At 35.9% G+C, this 25,418-nt stretch carries 19 protein-coding genes and 2 pseudogenes; all 21 read right to left on the bottom strand.

Going from position 1 to position 25,418, the window contains the following annotated elements:
- Positions 1 to 570: 570 nt before the first annotated feature.
- The 21 genes and pseudogenes from VCHSUH03_RS09440 to VCHSUH03_RS09345 all read right to left on the bottom strand — a co-directional run bounded on the left by VCHSUH03_RS09440 (position 571) and on the right by VCHSUH03_RS09345 (position 25,334).
- The gene (locus VCHSUH03_RS09440) at positions 571 to 2,820 is read right to left on the bottom strand and encodes an autotransporter outer membrane beta-barrel domain-containing protein (protein WP_105094839.1); all 2,250 of its coding nucleotides are present in this window, start codon (positions 2,818 to 2,820) and stop codon (positions 571 to 573) included.
- A gap of 596 nt (positions 2,821 to 3,416) precedes the next feature.
- Entirely contained in the window at positions 3,417 to 3,743 is a 327-nt protein-coding gene (locus VCHSUH03_RS09435; protein ID WP_105094838.1) for a Tat pathway signal protein, read from the bottom strand.
- A gap of 65 nt (positions 3,744 to 3,808) precedes the next feature.
- On the bottom strand, positions 3,809 to 4,270 hold the full coding sequence (locus tag VCHSUH03_RS09585; protein ID WP_241567179.1) for a hypothetical protein: 462 nt from the start codon (positions 4,268 to 4,270) through the stop codon (positions 3,809 to 3,811).
- 175 nt (positions 4,271 to 4,445) lie between these two features.
- Positions 4,446 to 4,634 (bottom strand): hypothetical protein, encoded by a 189-nt coding sequence (locus VCHSUH03_RS09580; RefSeq protein ID WP_241567181.1) that lies wholly within the window; start codon positions 4,632 to 4,634, stop codon positions 4,446 to 4,448.
- A 501-nt stretch (positions 4,635 to 5,135) separates the two neighbouring features.
- Complete coding sequence (locus VCHSUH03_RS09425) at positions 5,136 to 6,344, bottom strand: hypothetical protein (RefSeq protein ID WP_009352092.1); 1,209 nt, start codon at positions 6,342 to 6,344, stop codon at positions 5,136 to 5,138.
- 140 nt (positions 6,345 to 6,484) lie between these two features.
- A pseudogene (locus tag VCHSUH03_RS09420) lies at positions 6,485 to 7,608 on the bottom strand (IS1249 family transposase).
- A 323-nt stretch (positions 7,609 to 7,931) separates the two neighbouring features.
- Positions 7,932 to 9,047 (bottom strand): annotated as a pseudogene (locus VCHSUH03_RS09415) (putative porin); the annotation flags it as partial.
- A 249-nt stretch (positions 9,048 to 9,296) separates the two neighbouring features.
- A complete protein-coding gene (locus VCHSUH03_RS09410; RefSeq protein WP_105094836.1) occupies positions 9,297 to 9,707 on the bottom strand; it encodes a hypothetical protein in 411 nt (136 codons plus the stop codon).
- A 301-nt stretch (positions 9,708 to 10,008) separates the two neighbouring features.
- On the bottom strand, positions 10,009 to 11,319 hold the full coding sequence (locus VCHSUH03_RS09405; RefSeq protein ID WP_105094835.1) for an O-antigen polymerase: 1,311 nt from the start codon (positions 11,317 to 11,319) through the stop codon (positions 10,009 to 10,011).
- On the bottom strand, positions 11,309 to 11,971 hold the full coding sequence (locus tag VCHSUH03_RS09400; protein WP_105094834.1) for a hypothetical protein: 663 nt from the start codon (positions 11,969 to 11,971) through the stop codon (positions 11,309 to 11,311). Before VCHSUH03_RS09400 ends, VCHSUH03_RS09405 begins: the two co-directional genes overlap by 11 nt.
- A 22-nt stretch (positions 11,972 to 11,993) precedes the next feature.
- Complete coding sequence (locus VCHSUH03_RS09395) at positions 11,994 to 13,238, bottom strand: flippase (RefSeq protein WP_105094833.1); 1,245 nt, start codon at positions 13,236 to 13,238, stop codon at positions 11,994 to 11,996.
- A 9-nt stretch (positions 13,239 to 13,247) separates the two neighbouring features.
- Positions 13,248 to 15,140 (bottom strand): hypothetical protein, encoded by a 1,893-nt coding sequence (locus VCHSUH03_RS09390; RefSeq protein ID WP_105094832.1) that lies wholly within the window; start codon positions 15,138 to 15,140, stop codon positions 13,248 to 13,250.
- Between the two features lie 16 nt (positions 15,141 to 15,156).
- The gene (locus VCHSUH03_RS09385; RefSeq protein ID WP_105094831.1) at positions 15,157 to 16,302 is read right to left on the bottom strand and encodes a glycosyltransferase; all 1,146 of its coding nucleotides are present in this window, start codon (positions 16,300 to 16,302) and stop codon (positions 15,157 to 15,159) included.
- Between the two features lie 14 nt (positions 16,303 to 16,316).
- On the bottom strand, positions 16,317 to 17,381 hold the full coding sequence (locus VCHSUH03_RS09380; protein WP_157939975.1) for a glycosyltransferase family 2 protein: 1,065 nt from the start codon (positions 17,379 to 17,381) through the stop codon (positions 16,317 to 16,319).
- A gap of 8 nt (positions 17,382 to 17,389) precedes the next feature.
- On the bottom strand, positions 17,390 to 18,160 hold the full coding sequence (locus tag VCHSUH03_RS09375) for a DUF4422 domain-containing protein (protein ID WP_105094829.1): 771 nt from the start codon (positions 18,158 to 18,160) through the stop codon (positions 17,390 to 17,392).
- A gap of 61 nt (positions 18,161 to 18,221) precedes the next feature.
- A complete protein-coding gene (gene glf / locus VCHSUH03_RS09370; protein ID WP_105094828.1) occupies positions 18,222 to 19,325 on the bottom strand; it encodes a UDP-galactopyranose mutase in 1,104 nt (367 codons plus the stop codon).
- Positions 19,326 to 19,335: 10 nt separating this feature from the next.
- Complete coding sequence (locus VCHSUH03_RS09365) at positions 19,336 to 20,283, bottom strand: acyltransferase family protein (RefSeq protein WP_241567177.1); 948 nt, start codon at positions 20,281 to 20,283, stop codon at positions 19,336 to 19,338.
- Between the two features lie 32 nt (positions 20,284 to 20,315).
- Complete coding sequence (gene wbaP, locus VCHSUH03_RS09360) at positions 20,316 to 21,752, bottom strand: undecaprenyl-phosphate galactose phosphotransferase WbaP (protein ID WP_105094826.1); 1,437 nt, start codon at positions 21,750 to 21,752, stop codon at positions 20,316 to 20,318.
- A gap of 231 nt (positions 21,753 to 21,983) precedes the next feature.
- On the bottom strand, positions 21,984 to 23,195 hold the full coding sequence (locus VCHSUH03_RS09355) for an O-antigen ligase family protein (RefSeq protein ID WP_105094825.1): 1,212 nt from the start codon (positions 23,193 to 23,195) through the stop codon (positions 21,984 to 21,986).
- 68 nt (positions 23,196 to 23,263) lie between these two features.
- Entirely contained in the window at positions 23,264 to 24,208 is a 945-nt protein-coding gene (locus VCHSUH03_RS09350; protein ID WP_105094824.1) for a VirK/YbjX family protein, read from the bottom strand.
- A 40-nt stretch (positions 24,209 to 24,248) separates the two neighbouring features.
- Positions 24,249 to 25,334, bottom strand: a complete 1,086-nt coding sequence (locus VCHSUH03_RS09345; RefSeq protein ID WP_105094823.1) for a glycosyltransferase family 4 protein — start codon at positions 25,332 to 25,334, stop codon at positions 24,249 to 24,251.
- Between the last annotated feature and the right edge of the window lie 84 nt (positions 25,335 to 25,418).

Below are 25,418 nucleotides of genomic sequence, written 5' to 3'. Positions count from 1 at the left end.
ATCTGTTGGAAAATTAGTATCTATTAGATGGAAGCATACAAAAAGAGGCAACGATTAATTCGCTGCCTCTTAGTAAATAATAACCATATAAAATTGTTTAATATACACTTGTTTATCCGTATTTGACGATATATGATATAAACCCTATAATATAAACAGATAGCCAAACGAGTAGAACCGTCGGGCTCATCTCAAAAGGATAAAAAACATGATGAAATGGCCTTTCAGTTATCCAGTTACTGGTAACGAAGGGCTATTTGTCTTTTCCAAGACAAATAAGCGCCACGAGTGCACCAAAAGCAATGATTACAGTCATTACTTCTAGGATTAACATGATTAACTCATAATCACTCATAGACAACCCTCCCTTCATTAACGAAGAGAGGCCCAACCTCGCCTGACTATCCTAAGTCAATTATATAGAGAACATATGGGCGAATCAATAAGAATCTATTAATAGAAATATACGAAATATATTATAAAAGCCTCCTAATAATAAAGTTATTACTCTACTATTAGGAGGCTTTATATATTGGCTATATTACAAAGAATAATTTATTAAATTGATCCTTAGAATTTATGTGTAAATCCAGCATTTACAGACCAGCCTGCTTTATAGTCACCGGATAATCCTGTGCTAAGGTCAGCAAAGATGCTGTTATTAGCATTGAAGCCATAGCGACCACCGAATGCTAGATCGGTCCAAGTGCCTTTAAGGTCTTGTTTTGTATATTTTGTAGTATTGCCAGTTGTGTACGCTGTATTTACAGTGCCAGAGAAGGCATGGTTTACACCAACGCGAGTATAGATGTTACCTGCGCCGAATGTTTTACCGATTTCAAGGCCAAGGCCACCTGCTGTGCTGCTTACACCAGATTCGTTGACATGCATACGACCTGCATCAAAGCTATCCCCACCGAAATGAGTGTAACTCAATTGCGCTTGTGGTTCGATGTATGTACCATTTTGGAATTTCACAGTTTTACCGTATCGTGCACCAATTGTATAGGCATTTGCTTTAGCATCACCAGAAATGCTTTCACCAATTTCATTGCGAGCTGTGAAAGCATTAGAAACGCGGCCTACTTGAGATTCGATGTGAATATATTGATCTTTACCAAGATCTTTCACACCGTAAGCACCTACAGCAAAGGCTTTTTCCTTACCAGTACCATTAAATACGTAATCATCGTTGCCACGAAGGTAGGATACTTGACCACCTACAGTCCAGCCGCTACCTGTTTTAGCATCGTAACCGCCTTGAATGCGTGTATATGTTGTATCTGTGTCGATACCTTTTGCGGTATAGCTATATTTACCGCCCCCAACGCGAGCCCAAATGCCTGTTGGTTCGCCTTGTTGCAATACGCGTGGACGATACATATTATCTGTCAATGTTCTCCAACCATTGATATTGCTCATAATAGCAGAACGGGCACCGCGCATATGAGGTGTATCAAAATCACCCATGATAACATGAACATGAGAATTACGCTCTGGCACTGGAGCTGGTTTCACTTCTGGTTTAGGTGTTGGTTTTGGTGTTGGCTTAACCTCAGGTTTTGGCGCTGGTTTAACCTCTGGTTTAGGAGTCGGAGTTGGTGCCGGCTTAACCTCAGGTGTTGGCGTTGGTTTTACTTCTGGCTTAGGTATTGGCTTAGGTTGAGGTTTTGGTACAGGTTTATTTTCACCATATACGTATTTACCTTGACCATCTTTATCCGCTTGCCATGTAATATCACCTTCTTTAGCATGACCAGATGTAATTACTGTAAAACGACCAGATTCAGAACCATCAGATGCAATGGCTACTGTACCTTGTAGGTTTCTTTCACCATTAACATAGTTATGATAGTACATCTTGTGAGCCAAGTTATCTAAAATCTTGTTCACATTAGCCTCAGAGGACATATCTAGGCCTCGTTGAGTAGTGTACACATGAGCCGCTGCACCAGGAGCCGCACTTGTAATATGAATATCACCACCCCAGAAGGAATCTGGAGTTAAACCATTATAGGTTTTCGTTGGTGGTTGATAGCTTGGATCCTCAGTATCGCCACCTTCATCATTAGGATCGTAAATAAAGTTTACATGCCCTTCAAGCTTATCTACATATAGCTTATTATGCTCACTTTGGGTTACCATATTCGCATAGTTGCGATTCTTAGAGCCTACAAGTCGATGTACATGGCTAGGTTGTGTACCACCATCTAATGTTCCTTCATGCAAGCCGCCTTGATAGAAGAGCTCCCAAGCACCATAGTCTCCAAGGAATACATTAATATGACTTGGCTGTTTTGCATCTTTATCTGCTAAATTAAAGGCCAAACCATCCCAAAGAGATTCTTTGCCAATGATACCAATATTGATCTCAGACGCATGATTTGGGTCGCTTTTAACGATAACATCACCTACTAAAGACAAGTCCTTACCAGTAAAATTACCTTTGTTGCCGTCTACACCAATATTAACGGTGCCACCTTGAGCCACTGCAATAGGAGTGCTTACATTTTGAACATCATAAACGCCTTCCTTAAGGCTAACTGTACTGCCACCTTTACTACTAATGAAAGGCTTGTTATTATAGCCAATATTAGCAACAGCTTTATCAATACTAACTGTACTACCAGTATCTGCTTCAATCGTAGATATGTAGTTTGTCATTTCGCCAGCCTTAAACTTCCCACCGTTGTTTGTCGTAATATTTGCACCATTAGGTGTAGTAACTAATGTACTCCCCGCCATTGCATAGGGCACTACAGAGCTAGCAATTGTCAGAGCAATCGCTAAAGATAGGTTTGCTTTATACACACGTTTCATAAAAACCCTCTCTCATTTACACACTATAAACTATTATTAAATAATTTAATTATATTTAATAATTATATTCTTGTAAATATGAGGGAAATTTGCCACATAACTATAAAATTATCACAAGTAAAAAAAAGCAGTAATTATAGTTACTGCTAACGTATACGTATATATATTTTTGTATATTTCTATAAATAGATTCTTATTGATTCGCTTATATGTTCGCCATATAATTGATATAGGATAGTTAAGCGAGGTTGGGCCTCTCTTCGTTAATGAAGGGAGGGTTGTCTATGAGTGATTATGAGTTGATCATGATAATTCTAGAGGCAATGACGGTTGTCATTGCCTTTGGTGCACTTGTGGCGCTTATTTGTCTTGGAAAAGACAAATAGCCCTTCGTTATCCCTAGATAATTAGGTAACTGAAAGGCCATTTCATCAATTATTTATTCTCTTGAGATGAGCCCGACGGATCTACTCGCTTGGCTATCTGTTTATATTATAGGGTTAATCTTATATATCGTCAAATACGGATAAACGATACTATAGTACACTTATGAATACCAAAAGGCAGCGATCATCTCGCTGCCTTTATTATTCCTATTATTTACGTGCCACACGCATAGCGGCCATCATACCTGGAGATTTCCAGACGGATTGGCCATTGTCTGAAACGAGTTTGTTGTTATAGTAGAATACATCTGCATTGTAATAATTACTATCGCTAGATGTTACCTTATAGCTAAGACCAGATGTCGTATATACGGTAAAATTAAGTACATCCCCTACTCTCTTTACAGAGTCTTGGTCTACATACCAGCTATTGCCGTTATAGGTCGTAGCATATACATCGGTACGAGCTTCAACGCCTTGTGTATTAATACCGATCAACACGAGTAGAGCCGCTAACATATATAAGAATTTACTCATTAGAATTACCTCCGTTTTATCGTTGGAATACTTGCTTATTATATCAAAAAACGGTGAGATTCGCATTAAAATGACCCCTTCTTCTCCATCCACGATTGACTACTTTCAATGTACAACGTAATGCGATTCATAATAGGTTTTTCTATGAAAGCTAACCGCATATAGTCTACCACCATGCCAACTATGAAAATGAGTGCCACCACAAGGATCGCATATAGTGGTAATAAAGCAGAATCGTAATACTGATAGGTACCGAATATATTGTCCCACATATGAAGGAACAGCTTATTATAGTGCAGTAAGTAAATCCCCAAGGTCGTAGAGGCAATCGTATTGATCCACGGATGATAGGTGATCTTGGCTTTCAAGAAAGTAATAAATAAACCTATACCAAGTAGTAGCTGGAAGAAGCCATACTCATTTTGGGTAAAATAGAAAATCTGTTTCATATACGCTGGGTCGGTCGTAGCCAGTACATCGACGAGAATATCCCCTCTGAAGGCGCCTAATATGCCTATACTACTCAAGATAATACCTGTTTTTTGTGTTATATAAGAACCGCACAGTTTAATAGAGGACTAAAAAGTTCTGAGCGAACCAGCTCATAGCACCAATCGGTAGTAGTGTTAACATCATGTTCCTCGAGGTCACTGTATCGAGCCCTAAACCCATAGCCACACCAAGCATGGCTAGACTATAAAATCATATCTGTCCTACGAGCTTCCCAAATTTGTGTAGCTTGAAGCTGCTAGAAACCATGAAGTATCCCGTTATCATAACGAAGGCTACTACACCAGCCTTGCCGCCAAGCCCAAAGACTTGGAGAAATACCTTATTAAACGTTAACTCTGGCGTAAAGGGAAATGTTCCGTGCACACTGAAATGGTGCATAATAATCAGCACCATCGAAACAATGCGCAATAACTCAATATTGCTTTCTCTCATGCGCTCAACCTCTCATTCTATAAACCTCAAATATCTCTCAAAACTATAAAATTGGATACTACCAAACTCTGATAACAAGATGATAAAGCCCAATACCTATATAATAGAGAAGTTATATGCATCTTCATCTATAACTCCATTTATGATAATTTCAATAACTATATTAGAACTGAATATAATATATAGCAGATACATACCTCATAAAATACAAGATATATATGAGAATGTTGTGACATAATTTACGCATATATATATATTCATGCCCAAAAGAATATAAGTATACGAAAAGAATCTAGGCAAACTAACAGAATCTGGGCATATAAAAAGACAGTTGATTCTCATCAACTGTCCTTTTAGTTTGTAAATTAGAATTGATATGTAAGGTCTACATGATAAGACAAATAGCCCTTCGTTATCCTAGGATCGCTATTAAATTCAAGTCACATCTTAGGCTTTAAATATAACACCATTATGCTCTAGTTGTTCCACTGTTTTTTTACCAATGCCCGGTAGCATCAATACTTCTTGTTTAGTAATTGTTTTAAAATCATCTACTGTGTATAGGCCGGCTTGTGAAAGTGTAATTTGTGCACCGAACCGTATATTGTCATATACCGGATTTCCACGCAAAGCCCCACCTTTAGCAACCTCTACGGGGCTCATATGAGCGGACTCGCGTTTTCCCATATAACTATCATTAGAGTACCGATTTATAACAGTTCGACCGGTAACACGTTCATACGCATCATATAGAGTCTGCCATAATGGACTTTCAAAATCCACTAATTGAGTTGGTAAAAATGAGATAGCAGTATATAAGCTTATTAATTCTCGTGGGTCAGAATCTATGTTGCTCACTTGGTCTACCATATACATAATAGCCTCTAAATGATCTTCTACAAAATCGTTCCAGCGCGTTGCATCTTGTAATAACCAATCAATATCTTCATATTCATCAACAAGATCTGCTAATACATCATGGGCTATCTTGCTTTCACCACACTGCAAAGCCAATAGAATATACAGCATATGCATAGGCAACATGATATCCGGAGCCTGATTAAATGCATTTTGTATATCATCGCAACATGCAAGATATCGCTGATATACCTTGCGGCCGCGATCCCAGTTGGCAGCGCCACAACAAGCAACCATCATATACACAAGAAATCCCGAATGATCTTGCTTGTCTCCGTGAAAAACTGGCGTAAAGCAGGCAATCGCATCATTATACATATTATATTCTAAATATATCATCCCCATGTCGATGAGGCAACGCATATAAGGACGCGTCTCTATTATATTCCAATCTATTTTCTTTGGTTTTTTCAACGATTCTACTAGCTGTTTCAACTGATAAATTTGAAAGCTTGGATGTAACTCAAGGGCTATGAGTTCTCGTTTAGCATCTACTTCATCTGGACATAATGCAAGGATTTCATTGTATAACTTCCTTGATTTCTCATTCGTATCAGCCTCTTCTGCAGCCTCATATAAATCACGTAATTTCATTTCTATCGTATTATTAAAATCACCACGATTATATTGAGTCATAAATGCTTCTAACAAATCCTCAATAGATTTGAAATCAGATTCATGTTCGGATACAAATTGTTTCTGTAAACGTAATAATAACTCACTATAAAAGTTAAACATAGAGTATCTCCTTATACATATGAACGTAAAAATACTACTCATATGTAATATAGCACGAGGGAATATATTAATTCTAGAGGTAATACCTCGACCTATTAATATCTCATCTGAAAATGGGAGTTATAGGACAAAAAGTGTTGCTATTTCAGTCCCCAAAGATTGGTAAATAGACAATCATAATTATGCAAATCACTCCAAACAATAGCATCACCCCAAGTTGGAATAGAGGCTTCTAACCTAGATTGTTCATGTATGGTATGATATATATCGGAAATACTCTTGTTGGTCGGCATAACCTTAAGTATTTCTGCATTAGAAAGCGGATTCGGTGAGTGCATATAGCACCACCAGAATACCGCTTTTATTCGTCTTTCAATAGACATTCCTCTATGATTACGTAACATAGCGCGTAACTGAGCATTTATGCCACCTTCTATACGATTATTAGTAGCTGGACAGGTACATCTCAACGATGTATCTAAGTAAGTAAACAAACATCTGTTATTAATTAATTTAACTAAGGAATTTTCTGCTTTGATAAGTCGTTCGTGTTTAGGTCGTATCGTACCATTTTCATCAACTGTCATTTCTGATAAAAATACTCTATGTCGTACTTTCCATGACATAACATTTTGCACCCACTTCACGGCATGATCTTGCGTGTGTATCGTTAATAAATCCCTTGCAATTCCATATAATTCACAGCCAGCAATCGTTTTAGGACGTATTGTTGTATAGCGTTTTACTTGTTGAAATGCGTAAAATAAGCATCTTTGTAGTTTGGCTTTTAGCCAAACTTTTTTAATGCCTTTTGAAAGCCGGTACCACCATCGGATACAACTACTGTAGGTGGTGAAATACGTCGTAATAAAACCTCCCACGCCTTAGAATGTTCATATCTACAAACATACCATCCTAAGACATGCGTCTCATTACAACAGATTAAAATGCAAGCATTTCTAGCTAAATAAATACCATCAACAAATACTACGCTACTTGATGATTCAACTTTTGGTGGTAATGGCCAAAGCTCCCAAAACTGTGATGTTTTTCTACGAAATGAACGTCCATCGCCAGCCATATCTAACTGTGTATGTTTACCAAATAACCAATCCAAAAATATCTGTAAATTATTGTTAGTTTTATTCACTTTATTTGTGAATGAGCAAGAACATTGATTACAATACCAACGTTGAGAACCCGCATTTGTTTTACCATTTCTCTTACAGACGAAACCACAATTAGGGCATCTGACTAGTTTCATAATTATACTCCTTCTAAAAAATATATCTCTTTAGAAAGATAAAACCTTATTTGAGTCAGTAAAATCAAGGGGGTTCAGACTTTTTAGCAACACTTTTTGTCCTATATGTAAAAGTTACTCAAAAAGATAAAATGCCAATGGAGCTAGTATTTAACTAGTTCCATCGGCATTAAGAGCAACACTTTTTGTCCTATAACCCCCTTTTTTCTTAGAAATAAAGAAAACAAGCTATTAGTTGATCATATAAAATCAACTAATAGCTTGTTTAGCTTAAGGGGCTGTTTTGTTACAGCCCCTTTATTATGATTCTACTTACTTATGTATTAGAATTGGTAGTTAAGGTCTACACGGTAGTAGTTAGGAAGTTTATCGTTGTCACCGATGCTCTTATTTGTTTTATTATTGAAGCCATAGTAGCCTGTTACGCCTACATTGTCTTGCAACGCATAGTGAGCTGTTGCCAACCAACCTCTGTAACCACGGTAGCTAGTAACATAAGCTGGACCACCATGGAAGTTAGGGTCATAATAACGGTTTGTCGCATCATATGGTACTTCCCAACGGGAGGATTGAAGGGCAATGTTATCACCAAAGTTAAAGTATTGCACTTTTACATCCCATGTACCACGTTTGGAGATTTTATAATTACCATAGCCAAGGCCAGCAGACCAAGCTGTACCATTAGATACGCCAGCTGCTTTCACCCATTCGCCGCCAACCCAAACTTTATCAAAATTCAAGTCAGAACTGAAACCGTACATATTTTTAGCTTCGCCATTTACGCGTTTATTTACACGTGTATAGAAACCACCCTCAATACCATAACCATATGCTGCTTGGAAATTAAGCTTATGATTGCCTGCGTTGAATTGAACACCGTCAAAGCCATCGTCATAAATCAAGCCATTGCCGATCATTTGATTGAAACGACCTGCTTTCACAGATACGCGTTCACCAAATTTATGATTTACATAAGCACGGTCGAAATGAATATTTGTTGGTCTATTGCGAAGGGATGAACCAGAAGAGGATGTTTGAAAAGAATCACCTAGTTCCATATTACCTGTTGTAGTACGGACTACAACGTCAGTGCGATCATTAACCTTTGCATTGAATTGTAAACGAGCGCGCACATCGAATTGGGAACCTTTACTATAATCTAGGCCACGCATATTCGTACCATCGTTTACGAATTTACCATCTTTTTCTTGGGAGCCAAGATAACGAAGACGTACATCGCCAGTTACCTTTACATTACCCACGCGGTCTTCTAAACGAGCCACACGAACACCCAAATTATTCAGTTCATTAGAGAATTCATCAGCCAAGCGATTAATCATAGCCTGTTGCTCTGCATTGGCACGATCCTGGTTCGCCATAGCTTTTGCAATCATTTGCGCCATTTCGTAACGAGTAATGTTATTTTGGCCTTTGAAAGTGAAGATTACTCCCTATCAATTCCCTTTTACACACCATGGAATTCATACTTTCATACTAAACATCGTCAGTATAGCATGTAAATATTAATAATCATTAAGCTAGAAATAAATTCTGGGTATTATACAATAATTATCATCCAGTTAGTTTTGTCGCATTACTTATTGCAATTCATCATAAAATAAAACTCACCATATAGAACAACATTTAAAGCTCTATATAGTGAGTTAAATAATATGAATATCAAATTTTTAATGTTCCAACCAACCATGGAATTTATATGTAGCCCCATTATTAGAACTTAAGTCTTCAAGATATACATATGATCTTTCCATGTCTACCTTAATGGCTAATGATTTCTTTTTAGACTTAGCCATATTAATAGTAAGACCTAAAGTATTTACAATTTTGAAAAAATGCTCTGTCGTAGTAAGGTCTTCTAAATTCTTTTCAGCATCTGCAACGATGCGTAATTTATAGAATTTAGAACTATCATACATTTTAAAAGTAAAAATAGCTTGTTTAGATGCTGCATCAAAATCAACTTTATACTTTTTAATAGCACCTTCCACTACTGTTTGATTGCTTGTAACAGTAGTGTCTACCACTAAATTCATGATTAAATCCATTGGATTATTCATCAGCATAAAACAAGTGCTCATATTTTCTCCCTCAATATATTACCCTTATATTCACTAATCCCAATCTGCAATTTATTGTATTTAACAATTCCAATATGATTAGTATATCCGAAAAATATAAAATATCTATATTGAAGTTATTAAATTTTCATCAATCCTTCATTTTATATAAAATAGAATAACCATAATAAAATTATTTATTTCCTTTATTAATACATGAAAGACTAATGCTCTAAATAATCATATTTGAGCATTAGCCTTTGTCTATTTCTTTACTATTGCACTATATTTAATATCTTGAGCACTTATCAATAGAGATATTTTAGCTTTTATATTTATATAGTAATTTAATTAGGATAAACTGTAACACAATAATATATATGATTTGTGTACCAAAGAAATCCATAAAAATACGATCATCTACATAGAATAAATATAAAGGATACACAAAGGTTGCATATGCCAATATCATTTGAATACTATTGCGCTGTCTACAAACATAGTACAAAATCGTATACACCATAATGATAAGCAATGCGAAGAGATACATACCTACTAAAGAAAAGTCCTGGTAATATCGCATTAACGATGTGTATACATTCGTATCAATATTGTAAAAATAAGTAAAGAATAAGAAAATACTTGGTTCCGGCAATGCGAAACCTAACGTATTCAAATTACCATAAGGGCCTACAAATATAGTTTGCCCAATCAAAGTAGAGTCAGCCAATTGATACTGTAAAATCACATCAAATGCGGATAATGAAATTCCTGCATAATGCGCCAAAATTTCAAAGGCCGATTTATTTGAACTGATACCCTTTCCAAATAATGTACCAATTACGACGAAGAGTAGGAAGAAAGCTACAAAGGATAGCCCCGCTGTTGTTAATAGTTTCTTCACATATTCAAAGCCTTCATACTTGCGATATATAGCATGACCGACAATAGTAAAAATAAATATAACAAGCGTGATAATTAAAATTCTCCCAGTCGTTAGATAAACGAAGGGGAAGAAAAATAATAATGGTACCAAATAACATAGATTGGACCACTGCCACGCTTTAAAAATCGTACGCTGGATAAAGGCAAATATTGATACATATGTTATTTGTTGTAATAGAATTTGATAATATGCCATCCACCGAGATAGCTTAATATCAGAACTCTCATTCATAAAATAAGGTCTAAGAGAAGTAGCAATGCCTAGTATACCATTCTTATTTCCCACCTTCTCCGCTAAGGTATACATCTCATGACCTGCTAAGCCTACAATAACACCTAACAATATCCATAAAATCCCTTGGCGATACACCGGAATGCACACATCACTTATATTCTGCATAGATACGCTTGCTTTCACCATAAGCCTATCATTTAGGCAATAGGCTACATAGAGTGCGCCTATTGTCATAACGATTTGAGCAATGATGAGGATTAACACGGTACTGCCATGCATGGGCAATTGCCAGTGCTTCACCATAACGCTGCACAAAATACTGGCAATCGTTAAGGACGACTGTGTTGCGATAACTGGCGATAGTAAATCAAAATCTAGAGCATATAGCGTCACTAACAACAACAAAACTGATGATAGGGACAGCGCTGTGAACCAAAATTGGCTATCTACCATGACGATACTTCCTTACAGCTGTTACAGAAACAAACAAGGTCATAACCATACCACCTAAAACAAAGCCTATAATACCATACTTCACAGGTAAGAAACCTTCATTTTGGAACTGTGCATCTCCTTCTATAATTTGTTTATCAACGATTCGGATAGAATAGTTAGAATTAATAGCTTGTACCTTGCTATTAGTATAGTTAATATATTGATCAAATAACATATCTAAATGAGCTTTTGTATAATCTGGATCTTGTACATCATTAGGGTTAAACATAATATACAATTCATAAATTTTAGGATCATCCGTATTTACAAAAATATGTTGTTGATACCATTTAAATTGGTTCACTGCAGACATCGTATTCCAATTGGCGTTCAACTTAGACCAATCTAAAACATGAGATGACTGTTTTACAAAGCCCATGATAAAGCCTTGAGATTGCAATAATCCCCTTAGATGAAGATCCTCTTTCACCATGGTATTTGGAGTCTTATTATCTACTGTAAAGATAACAGATGCATTGATGGGACCATGCACCATGGTTGGTTTTACTAGTACCGTACGAGACACGATGATAACGATAGCACAAAGGATACCTACGAGGGCTATTTGCCACCATTTTCGTTTAAGGTCGTTTAAAATATATGTATTCATATGCTTTCACTTCTTTATTTAATTATAAAAATCTAAAATCACTAGCATTTACGAATTTAATACATCTGTAGAGTACATAGATTTCTGTTAAAAGCATGGTCAATGCTGCGCCATCGGCCCCCATGTAATAGAGCAACGGGAACACAATACATAAATCTAGAATTGCGGAATGAACTAAAATCGTAACAAATTCCTTTTGATAACCAAAGGATATCATGCCGAAGAGGCCATAAATATTGCTCGTAATGACCACAAGTGGTAAAAATGCCAAAATTTGTAACACTGATACGGAATCTTCATAACTTGGCCCCAAGATGTAATAGACTAACCATTTAGCAGTTAAGAAAATGCCGATACAGAACAAGGACATACCAGAACACAAGATAATCGTTGCTTTACGCAATACCGATTGAGCACCCTCCTTAGATTCCTTAGCAATTTTATTAACAAATGGATATAACGCGTCTACTACAGGACTTAATCCTCCTCTGAAAGCATCGATAATACGATTTGCTGCCGTATAGATACCTACTACGTAATCGGAGGTTACTAAACCAAGGAATACGATGGTAGAGCTAGTATAGAGATTAATAGCCACCATGGAACCAAAGTAAGGAACGCTATCCTTAATGGCATCCTTAATATGACACCATTTAATACGCATCAGAATATCTGGATATTCCTTGTAGATGATGATCCACGATAAAACCGCCGCAATCACATTAGTAATGGATTGAAAAAAGGCAGCCCACACGATATCATCTAAGGTATTTACAAAGATAAAGATCCCCGCTACCGATACGATACGACCTAAGATACTAACAAAGGTGATGTAGCGCATCTTCTGTATTCCTTGGAAGAACCAAATTGGAAACAGAGCCGTGCCAATAACATTTAAATACACCGCCCCATAAAGGAGTGCATTATAATTGAACCAGTTAGACAGGATAAACATCAATATCCCAAACACAGCGGTTATAACGGCGAGAATAAAGAGCTTAGCCCCCATGATGGAGCTAAAATAGAAACCTCGCTTCAGCCCCCTATCGTGACGAGCAATACTTTTCGGACCACTCAGATCAAAACCAAAGTTTGAGAATAGCAAGAAGTACTGTACTACGCCTGTTGCAAAGGCGAGCTGACCAAAGCCATCAACGTGAAGAACCCGCACTAAATAAGGGAAGGTAATAAAGCTCAGAATATATTGAAGACCTTTTACAGTAAGCAAAGATGCAATATTTTCCATTAGTTTAAAATTTATTTTCATTGAATATACCTATTGCATATACTTAGCTTTAAGTAGATAGAGTTTTGATATAATCTCAATTCCTAAATTATTTCCTATTAACTTTCTTAGAAAACCTGATAGCCATAAACTACTCCTCATATCAGATACTAATAATTTGGGATGTTTTATATATTCTACTATATTTCTACTTTTAATCATTGAATTATAAATATAATAGTTTTCAAAAAATGGAAATTCTCCCCAGTATTCTATATCCAAATTACTCGGATGTAGTAAAAAGGTCTCTATATTAGAAAAAATAAGTGAACTAGATGTCTCATCTACTAGTTGATGAGGAAATACATTGTAAAAATCCTTTGCCCCTCTATGTAAATCTAACAATCTACTTTTATATTTATCAGGACAAGTATCATACTCATATTTTGATAATACTGGTTGTACCTTATTTAATTGACTAATATAGCCTAAAGTTGTTCCATGTGGAGCAGTAAAGAAAATTTCTAAAAATAGATATCCAAAACGTAATGCACTTTTTAAATTAGGATTATTACTAATATCCATATAAGAATGATTAGGACATTGTGTATTTTGAAAGTATAATGGAATCCATTCAATATCTATATTATGATATTTAGTAAATTCTACTAGACCATTATAAATTGTACCAGAACCTAAATCGACAACACCTATACGAATATTAGAACCTAAAGACTCTATATATTGTTTTAGCAAATTAGATTCATTAATAGAGTTTTCATATACAATATGTTTTACAGAATCAAATAAATTTGCTATTCGATTATCTTGAATTAATTCCTGCTTTGTAAATTCTTCTGACTCACTAATACCAAATTGGTGCAACAAATTAAAATTATTTTCTAAACCTAACTTATCAAATAATATGGTAGCAGAACTTTTTGTCGGCCAAGATTTATATAAGTTTAAGATATCTTCTAAATTCTCTTGATATTGAATCATGGGAACAATCATAGACCTTCTAGATAAATAGAAATATTCTGTATCACCTAGTATATGATTTTCTTTACAGATATCCTCTAATATATAGCCATCTCGAGCCAAAAAAATAACCTTGTCTAACTCTTCTTTGATTTTATGTTGACCAATCCAATACAAAAAGCCACTAATTATAGGACCAAATACTTCAAAACCTAATTTATAAGCAAGATTATCCTCTTCTTTACTATATTTACTAATAAATCCATTTAATAAAGAAAAATCTAAAGATATATCCGATTTTTTTTCATCTATATAATGCGTATTTGATTGTTCTCTGACCCAATATGTATCCGCTCCAACAGCGCTTGCTTTGTTAACATCCGCATTTTTATCATTACCAATATGTAAGATATTGGTAATGTCTGCATTTATATCTTGAGAAACAATTTTATAAAGTTCTCCAGATTCATGTTTCGTAGCACGATATTCACAAGAAACAAATAATTTTTTATAACCCTTAACACCTATATTCTCTAATGCAGATTCAACATCAGCGTGTCGCAAATACATATCTGAAATTATATAAACATCTTTACCTTTACTAAGTGCATAATAAAATGCATCAACAATAGGTTTGTTCGGCGTAACCAAAGTATGTTCAAACTCTAACTCTAAAGTTTTACAACGCTTTGCATTATCTTCACCTATAAGATTAGATAAATGTTCATAAATCTCATCAATATTAACTTCAGAATAATCATATGCCTTTCGTGCAATCTTATCTGCTTTGCTACGTTCATTATAAAAATTAAAAGATTTTGCTCCAAATCTTTTTTCCCACTCTTGATCTACTAATTTCCATAAATCTCTATCTTTAGAAACAATTCGACGCAATAATGTATCATACACATCAAATGTAATGACTGGATGTACATCAATAGCTTGTTGTAATACTAAATCCATTTCTTCTCTCCAACTATTACACTAGCTCATGATAGGCATCTATCAATAACTTCTCTACACGCTCTGTTTCGTTCCCAATATCATAGCCAGCTGCTTTTAATTCTTCATAACGACTCTGTCTATTATGTTGTTTACTATTTACTATTGCCTCAGCCCATGCTGTAGGACCTGCTTCTAATGAAATGAATTGAGTAGATGGTAAAAGTCCCAATTCTTTAGTTACTGTATCAGATAAAAGCAGTGGTAAATCCGATGCTTGTGCCTCAATACCAACAACAGTAAGGCCTTCAAAAAAGGACGGCATCACAAGTACATCTGCAGCCTGCATAATCTTATTAACATCATCTCGTCTGCCTAGCAAACGAACGACATTCTCTAACCCGTATGCTTTGATTTTTCGTTTGACTTCCGTTAAGAATTCACTTTCTTCAGTAGTATCCCCTACTAGCAACAACACAGAATCGGGCTGAATCCTATGAACTCCCTTAAATATATCGAGTAAGAAACTATGATTCTTTTGATACGAAAAACGACCTACATGTAATAAGGTCAATTCTGTGTGTAATCCTAAAGCATTCCGTGTTTCTTCCCGAACTATCGGATCTGCATCGTATTTATGAATATCGATGGCATTATAAATAACATGGTATGGATTGTCTTTAAACATCCATTGTCCTGCAAATTGACTGCATGCAAAGCGCAAGTTAGCACTCCAAGCCAATAATTTCTTGTTCATTCCCACCAAGAGACGACGAGCCAAGCCTTGCTTGTTTTCAAAGCCTGAATTATGGCTATGAATAACACGAACAGGTATGCCAAAGATTTTTCCCAATACTAGAGGAAACACGTATTCCAAGCTATTCGTATTCAAGACAATTACATCATAAACGCCTTTATTTTGTAACAATATATTAAACCACTGCCAATAGTGGAGCAATGGGTTTTTATGTCTAGAAACAACCTTAAAAATCTTACTGCCAGAGGCTAAGATTTCATCTTCATAACAAATAGAGTATTCCCCTGTGATGTTCACAAAATCATAATCAATTTTACTTTTATCAAGATGTCTAAATTGTTCTATCAAATATGTTTCTATGCCACCTAGATTACGTGTCATACCGACTTGTAATACACGCAATCTACGGGATTCTCGGTTTATCATAATCGTGCTTCTTTCTAATTAGATTTGATCTTTGCAAATAGACCTTTTAAGCGATGGCGCACAAAGGAAATGCACTCTGTACATGCGATAATACCTAAATTCCATTTATATTTAAGCAATCCAGATAATACGCCGATGAGAGAGGCACCACCCTTCATATGAGGTTGCATAGCCTTATATACATCGTCTTGCCATAACTGCTGTAACCATGTATATTTACCAGCTATCGAAGAAACTGCGCCCATCCGTTCTAGTGCAGAATACATATATTTAACGTATAACGCACTCAACAATTGGTAGCACTGCGCATCATCAATACCTACATTAACCATATATTGATGAATGGTTTGAACCTTCAAGCGATACATTTCGTAGTACTTTGGCTCCCATTTCTTAGAAAGACTAGTCTTATCTAAGTCGAGCATATAGTGATAATACACATGAGGAATAGTCCCCATAGACTTTGCATAGGTTAAGTATTCAAAGGAGAACATAAAGTCCTCCATAATATATTCCGATGAGAATTGAATATGATGCTCTTCGATGATAGATCGTTTATAAAATCCGTTCCACACATAACCAAAGAGAGGAATATATTCCATTTCAAGAGCCATTCGTAATATATCTGTAGCATCACTAGATAGAAAATCCACCACGTCGTTTACCTTGTCACGAAGGCTTTCACCATGCTCAATGTAATGTTCAACAGCACCGTATTTCCAAAAATCTAGTTGTGGATGCTGGTTATATTTCTCGAAAAAGGAGGAAAGGATACTTTCACCATAGTAATCATCGGAGTCCATAAATGTTACGTATTCGCCGCGTGCAATGAACATGCCATAGTTGCGAGCATTACATACGCCACCGTTTGGAATATGATGAATCACAAGACACATATCAGGATAGGCGCTAGCCAATGTATCAAGCAGTTCCCCTGTTTTATCCTGAGAACCGTCATTTATAATAATCAACTCATATAGGGATGTGTCTACATTTTGTGAATATACACTGTCTATAACTTGTTTAATTGTAGTTTCCGCATTATATGCTGCAACAATGATAGATAGTACTGGATTCACAATGGTACCTAGCCTTTACTTTGTAAACCAAATTTACGCAACACAAAGGAACTACCCTTTTTCAACCAATTTTGAGGCTCCATAAAGGATACATTTTGTTCTTTATAGTCGATGTTATTAGCTTCAATCCATACGTCGAGCAAGATTTCGCTTACAAAACCATAAATACGCGCTTCGTATGTATCGTAATTGGAAATATCGACGCGATGTTCAATTTCTTCCAAGATGGAGAACATCCACTCGCAGTATTGATCAAATAGGTCGCGGCGCATAACAAACATGTTGAACATATGCGCCCAAGTACGATTACAAACCTTTGTGAAAGCAGCGCTATATTCAGGATATTTCTCAGCGATGATTTGCTCTGCCGCATCAAGGCCATCGCTATGGTGAGCATTATTATAGTGAGAACGGTTAGATTCAATATAATATTTACGCTTATCTGCTACGACTACAGGATATTCTGAAAGTAGTTGTTCCCATTCCGCTCCTGTAAGGATTTGATTCTTTTTATCCTCTACGGAACGAACCTCTTTGCGCGTAAAGTAACGTCTATAATGGACGAGACCGATATAGTCCGCATCAAGGTTTTTCCAAGCCCAATACAGACCTGTCAATTCGCAGTAATTTGCATTCTTTGAAGAGATATTATCTCCCGTATGATCGCCAGTATAACCAATATCAACCTTGCCTTCTCGACCTACATGGATTGGCATGTACACGGAATCTTCTGGCATCCAATATTGCTTATGTGTAGCTACTAAAATCTTAATATTCACTAGTACTCTCCTACATGAGTGTTGTCTCTCAAGTCTATCTACTTAGCATATGAAAACTTGGTTAGGCTAACTCCTTTTCTACTAATGCCAAAGCGCTAGCAATAACCTTATCCATATCGTAATATTTATATTCCCCTAAACGACCACCAAAGATAACATTAGAAATCGTTTCTGCTTTTTTAACATATTTTGCGTAAAGATCTAAATTCTTTACATCATTTACTGGATAATACGCTTCTTCCCCAATTTTCCAGTCTTTTGGATATTCTTTTGTTACATATGTAACAGGTTGTGTACCAAATTCAAAATGCTTATGTTCAATAATACGAGTATACGGAATGTCCCCTTCCGTATAGTTCACAACAGCAACACCTTGATGGTTTTCCTCTTCAAGACGTTCTGTTTCAAAGTGAAGACCACGATATTCCAATACACCTTCAGAGTAATCAAAATACTCATCAATAGTACCTGTATAGATAATCTTATCTGACAAGGCTTCATATTCATCGCGATGTTTAAGGAAATCTACACCTAAACGAACTTCAATATCCTCTAACATGCGTTCAATCATCTTAGTATAACCGCCCATAGGAATACCTTGGAAACGGTCATTAAAGTAATTGTTATCGTAGGTATAACGAACTGGTAAGCGTTTAATAATAAAAGCTGGCAATTCTGTACATTTACGGCCCCATTGTTTTTCCGTATACCCTTTGATGAGCTTTTCGTAAATATCTGTGCCTACAAGGCTAATAGCTTGCTCTTCTAAGTTCTTAGGTTCACTTGTAATAGCAGATCGTTGCTTAGTAATGATGTCCTGTGCCTCTTTAGGAGTTCGAATATTCCACATTTTGGAGAAGGTATTCATATTAAATGGCAAGTTGTACATTTCACCTTTATAGTTCGCTACAGGACTATTTACATAATGATTGAACTCAGCAAATTGGTTCACATAATCCCACACATGCTTTAAGGATGTATGGAAAATATGCGCACCATACACGTGAATGTTAATATCATCTTTGTTTTCACAATACAAATTACCTGCTATATGATTACGACGATCAATAACAAGTACAGATTTACCACGCTTATGCGCCTCATGGGCAAATACAGCACCGAATGGGCCTGCCCCAACTACTAAATAATCAAATTTTTTTTTCATATGTATATCCTTATTTTTTCATACCAAGACATAGCAATCGTGAATAATGATTTTTTCTTAATATATAACCTATCAAGATAGATAGAATTGTAGATGCTAGGAAGCACACAATAAAAGCTTCATAATACAATCCTAATTTAGACCAAAGTACAATTCTGAATGGAATCTTAACAATATCACTAAAGATATAAACATCCATTGAGACAGTGCCTAAAAAGATTAATAGTGTTTTATATAATCCGATTCTAGATGAGATTTGGTTAGCTATATAGTATGTAATAGTAATGCCCGAAACTGCTGTTACAAGAGTAAGTATTTTAAACACATTAATATCATGTAGTAATGCATAATTACCTACACCAAAAATCACCATAGATATAAAAGCTATTCCTGCGGATTTCATATAATCCAATAGCGCATATTTCTTTATATATAATCCCAAGATAAAGAAGAATTGGAAGTACAATATCTCCGATATCATAGCTATAGAAAAGATATTTAATACATCAGATAGCATTCCAATAAGGAAAGATCCTATTAGTAAGCCTAAATTAACACGCTTAACCAATATGGCAATCAAGATTGAAATGAAGAACAAACAATATAAGAACCATAGTTCCCCATCCGGATTAATACCTATTAATATTTTCCATATATCTTGTGGATTAATTTGCTGATTTGCAAATTTTGATAAAGCTAATTTGAAAGGAAAATATAATAAACCAATAGTGAAATAAGGAACCATTAACCGTATACTTTTATCTTTTACGAATTTCTGGAAGCCCTCTTTCAAAGGTATATGCATAAAATAGCCAGCTACAAAGAAAAATACAGGCATATGGAAGCTATAAATTATAGTTCGTATCAAATATAGAGGATAACTAGCAATGCCACTAGCACTTGCTTGGTCTGGAACAGAATGCCCCAAAACAACAAGCAAAATTGCAATCCCCTTCATAATATCAAAACTACTATCCCTCATAATACCGACTAATAAGCCCCTTTCGATTTAACGACAGCCAACACAGTTTTCAAAAGATATACAATATCGATCCACACGGACCAGTTATGAACATACCAAGAGTCCATTAATACACGCTCTTCATAGGTAGTATCGCTACGACCGCTAACTTGCCATACACCAGTAATTCCTGGTGGTACAAGGTAAAAGTCGTTGATATAGTCACCGTATTTCACGATTTCATCGCGCACGATAGGACGAGGACCTACAAGGCTCATATCCCCAACGAGAACATTCCACAATTGTGGCAATTCATCAAGACTCGTTTTACGAAGGAATTTACCAATTCTTGTAACACGAGGATCATCTTTTAATTTGAAATCTCGTTCCCATTCCTCACGAGCTGCAGGATTTTCTTTCAAATATACCTCTAATGCCTCTTGTGCATTCGGCACCATAGAGCGGAATTTATAGCATGGGAACTCTTTACCACCTTGGCCAACGCGCTTGTGTCCAAATACGATAGGACCTGGAGAATCTAGATAAATCAGTATGGCTACGATGGCGAGGATTGGCAAAATTAAGAGGCCCCCACATACGGTAGCTACAATATCAAAGATGCGCTTCATAATACGGTTAGACTTGCGAGCTAAGTTATTTTGTACGCGCAGTACAACGGCTTGCTCTTCCATCATGCCACGAGCCGTAATATTACTTGCTGGTAAACCAAATAACTCAGGCACAAAGGCTACGCGTTTTACCAATAATTGCAATTGATTGACCAATGATACTAACTTTTTAGGTTCTAGCCCTGGTGCACATATAAGGACTGTTTGTACACCTGTATCTTTAATAACTCTTTCAACATCGGAAAAAGCACCTAAACATGGATATTCTTTAGGAATGGCAGAGGATTTAGGATTATCATCTACATAACCAATAATCTTGTACGTAGCAATTGGCATGCGATCTAAGGATTTCTTTACGAGCTCTGCTGTTTTACCTGCACCAACTAATAAAACTGGTATCGTTAAGTATCCGGCCTTAGAAAGAATCTTACCTACAATAAAACGGGAGCTAAAGATAAAGAGCAACATGAATACATAGGCAAATACAACAAAGAGACGAGATACATCGTTGATTACGTGTCCTGTGTACATGAGCACAATAGATACAACAACACCGATGGTAATGCTACGGAATAAGTTCTTCATAGTATCCCAATACGGAGATACTACAGAATAGGCATTATTTAGAAGCAATATAGCTAAGAATACGAAAGGTATAACGCCATATACATAGATTTCATCTACCTTAAAATGTGGACTTACCGGTAAAAATGGCAAATTTAAACGTAGATGATAGGCTGCTAATGTACCTAACACAATAGAAACATAATCTGCTATCAGCACTATGATTTTGCTGATAAGCAACTTATTGTTATTGTTATATCCAGAACTATTCATACTAATACCCCAATTTTTAAAAAAGAGGTTGTTTTCTCAATTAATTTTAAAGAAAACAACCTCTCTATCATACGAATACAATGTACCAATATTTACTTATATTGTATCATATTCAAATATCTAAAACTATGAAAAAACATAGATTTTAGCTATCTTTTATGTAGTTTTTTGGAGATTTTCAGTCTATTTAAATCAGACATAAAAATCAATTAAATAATACGTAAATATTTCCTAAATAATCTTGTGATTCTCATTTATTTTCAATTGAATCATGATGCCCATAACAATCCAAAACATGCGGATCCCCGATGAATTTCCCCATGTATAATCTATAGATCCAAACAAGAACAAATAGCTAATAAAGCCTACCATTATTGATAAATCATAAGGGTTTCTTGATTTAACATAATGTATCAAAGATTTACAGAATATAAAGAATGAAAATCCTAAGAATCCAATGAGGCCTAATATGCCAGATTCAGAGGCTATTTGCAATAGATTATTATGAGAATGGCCTAAATCTTGAGTTTCTTGTTTTAATTTATAGTGTTCTCGATATGTTTTTTGCCATAATCCAGGACCAACACCTGTTACAGGATGATCCATAATCATTTGCTTATCTGCTTCCCATACATAAATACGGCCCAAATTTGAACCATCTGTGCTTATATTAAAAGTACTTTCAAAACGAGCTACATAGGCTTGATTACTACTAAATGCATATCCTATACCTACAACGGCTACAAGTAGTACCAATATATAGCGAATATTAACAAAGCAATAACGTAATGTTATGAGTACACCGTTAATACCATTAAATAACCAAGAACCACGGCTTTGATTACCCCACATCCCCAATAACATACCAAATAAAGAGAATACAGCTAATTTTCTTACATATGAAGGAAATGCTTTATCATAAGCGGCAATTAAAGCCAATGGAAAGGCCAATGTTAACAACATGGCTAGCCCCATCATAGAGCCATGAATGACACCACCTGCACGACCTCCTGGACCTAAATTATAGCCCAATAGATACTGTGCAAAGGCAGATACAGCATCGATACCCATATATACAAAGAATACTGATAATATAGCGTATAATTTGCGAGAACTTTTAATAAATAACAGAATTGGTACGATGACTAATACCTTCCAAACCCAAATATTAAAGAAATATTTAGTAGTCACCGCTATATCATTGCTGATTAATGCGGACGGCAATACGCATAGTAACATGCCTACATAGGCCCATCCATATTGGCGTATGGACTGTGGTACAGAGATTTCATGTCGTCTATACCAACAAGTTACTAAGGTCATCAATATAATAAGGCTATATATTAAATTCCCTAGTGCCATAGATGACCGCGTCGTACATATCATCAGTGAAATGAGTACGGTCAGCACCATTTCAGAATTCTTAATTATCCAAGATTGCATACTAACCCCTTTTCACCTACATAGTTACAATCTAATTTTCATCATATTAACATCTATTTTATAGATATCTATTTTACACGTAACAATGGTTTCAGATGATCTTGAATCTCTTGCTCATATTGATCGAGTAATTCATAGCGTTTTCTGTATTGGCTACGTTTTTGTGATTTAATTTCTTCAATAGGTTTACGATATTCCTCTAATGGAATGTTGAAGAAACGGTCATCACTACATACAACACCACCAGATTCCTCCCACAATGGATCTAGCTCAGCTACCTTAGCGCGATGGCCGCGTACTAAATGGGTATTTGCATAGAAGCCTTCATCAGATACGGCATAAATGGATTCGACCTTACAAAGGACCGCAATATGGCGTAATAGGAACATAATAAAGTTTTTTGGTCGATACCCAAACATCTTTTTAGTAACTGTTTTAGCATTATCAAGGCCATCTTTATATCCTTGAATCGTGCCAATCCACATAGCAGGTTCCCCATTAAAACCTTTACCAAAGCGGAAGTTAGCATGATATACGCCTTGTTTACCCAAGGTTAACAACAAGGTTAAAAAACCTTCTTTTCGTTGACCCGGTCCATAATATAAACGGGCCACCATATCAAGGTCTTCTGATTCCCATACGATAAAGCCACGATTCATACGACTTACATCGTCATAAATATTATCTGGATCTACAGAGTACATTTCGCGAATGGCTTCATCTGTAAACACATCTTTCAAATAATCAAAATGATTAATAATAGCCTCTAATCGTTCCTGTGGTGTTGAGCTTTTAAACAAGAAATATCGCGTCATTAACTCAAATAGACCAACTTGACGGTCTAATAATGTTGGATCTGGCGTATAGCTTGCAAAATAGTTCTCTAGTGCCTCTATTTCTCGTTTATTGCGGATAGAGCGCATTGTATGAAGGAAAGTGCGTCGTGTTTCCCTCCAACTACGTTTGCCGTAAATCTTACGACCTCGCTGCCATTGTGTTTCTAAATATCCCATCTCAAACTCCTATCCACTGAAAAACTACCAAACCTTATCATTACTTATTAGTGGAGTGTAAATTATCTATAATCGTAACTAATTCATCTGCCACACGATTAACAATGAATCGCTGTTCCACAACTTGTCGTGCCTTTGTGATGATATTTGGCAAATCTACAGCATCACTCATCACATGTTCCATGGCTTGTTGTAAGCTGTGTTCATTCAGCGGATCTACAATAAAGCCAGATTCACCATCGTCTATGATTTCTCGCTGAGCCCCAGAGCCACTTGTAATGACTGGTACACCGCAATACATAGCCTCACAAATAACGAGACCAAAGGCTTCACGCGTTATCGTTGGCAATAGTAAGCAATCTATGGATCTATATAAACCTTCAATATCTCGTGTAAAGCCTATAAATTCAACATAAGAATGCATTTGATGTGCATGTATATAATCTTTTAATTTCTTAATTTGATCCTCTGTACCAGCCCCCGATATAATCAATCGAACATCGGGATTGTTTTGATGAATCTGTTCCAGAGCACTTAAAATCAGATACAAACCTTTTCGTTCTGTTATACGCGCACTATATCCAAAGGTTCTAACCTTATACTTCATGGGAACAGCATCTGAAAAAGACTGGAATCGGTTCGGATCAATACCATTATATACAACATGGTATTTGCTAGTATCCTTAATAGCAGGCGTCATAAGATCGTCATAAACAAGTTTAGACACACAAACGAAGGCATCTACTTGTGCATTAATCCATCTATGATATATATCGGTTTTACCAGGTACAAGATTATGCTTTATAAACACCAATTTAGCACCTGTTAACTGCTTAAGAGCAATACAGAATAAGATATATTTACCAGAGTGGCATACAATCGTATTAATCCCCTGTTCTTTCATCTGTTTAGCCACGGCATTAACAGATAGAAAACCCTTCAAGGTATAGAGATTAGCAGTCATCACATGGCCCACTTGGGCATACCGAGATTGCATATCTTCATTCGATTGGTCCACTAAGATATACGCAGTCCTATGTCGTTGTTGTAATTGCTTACAAATATCATATACATATTGTTCACCGCCACCCCAAATTTTGGCGCCTACAACATTGATTATAGACATAGGTTCCTCCTATCATACACATATCAATACACATATAGTAGCATCTATTGATGTATACGAAATAGTGATTACATATACATCAAT

The sequence above is a fragment of the Veillonella infantium genome (assembly GCF_002959895.1).
GTDB lineage: Bacteria > Bacillota > Negativicutes > Veillonellales > Veillonellaceae > Veillonella > Veillonella infantium.
This window is presented reverse-complemented; position numbering and strand designations above follow the sequence as displayed.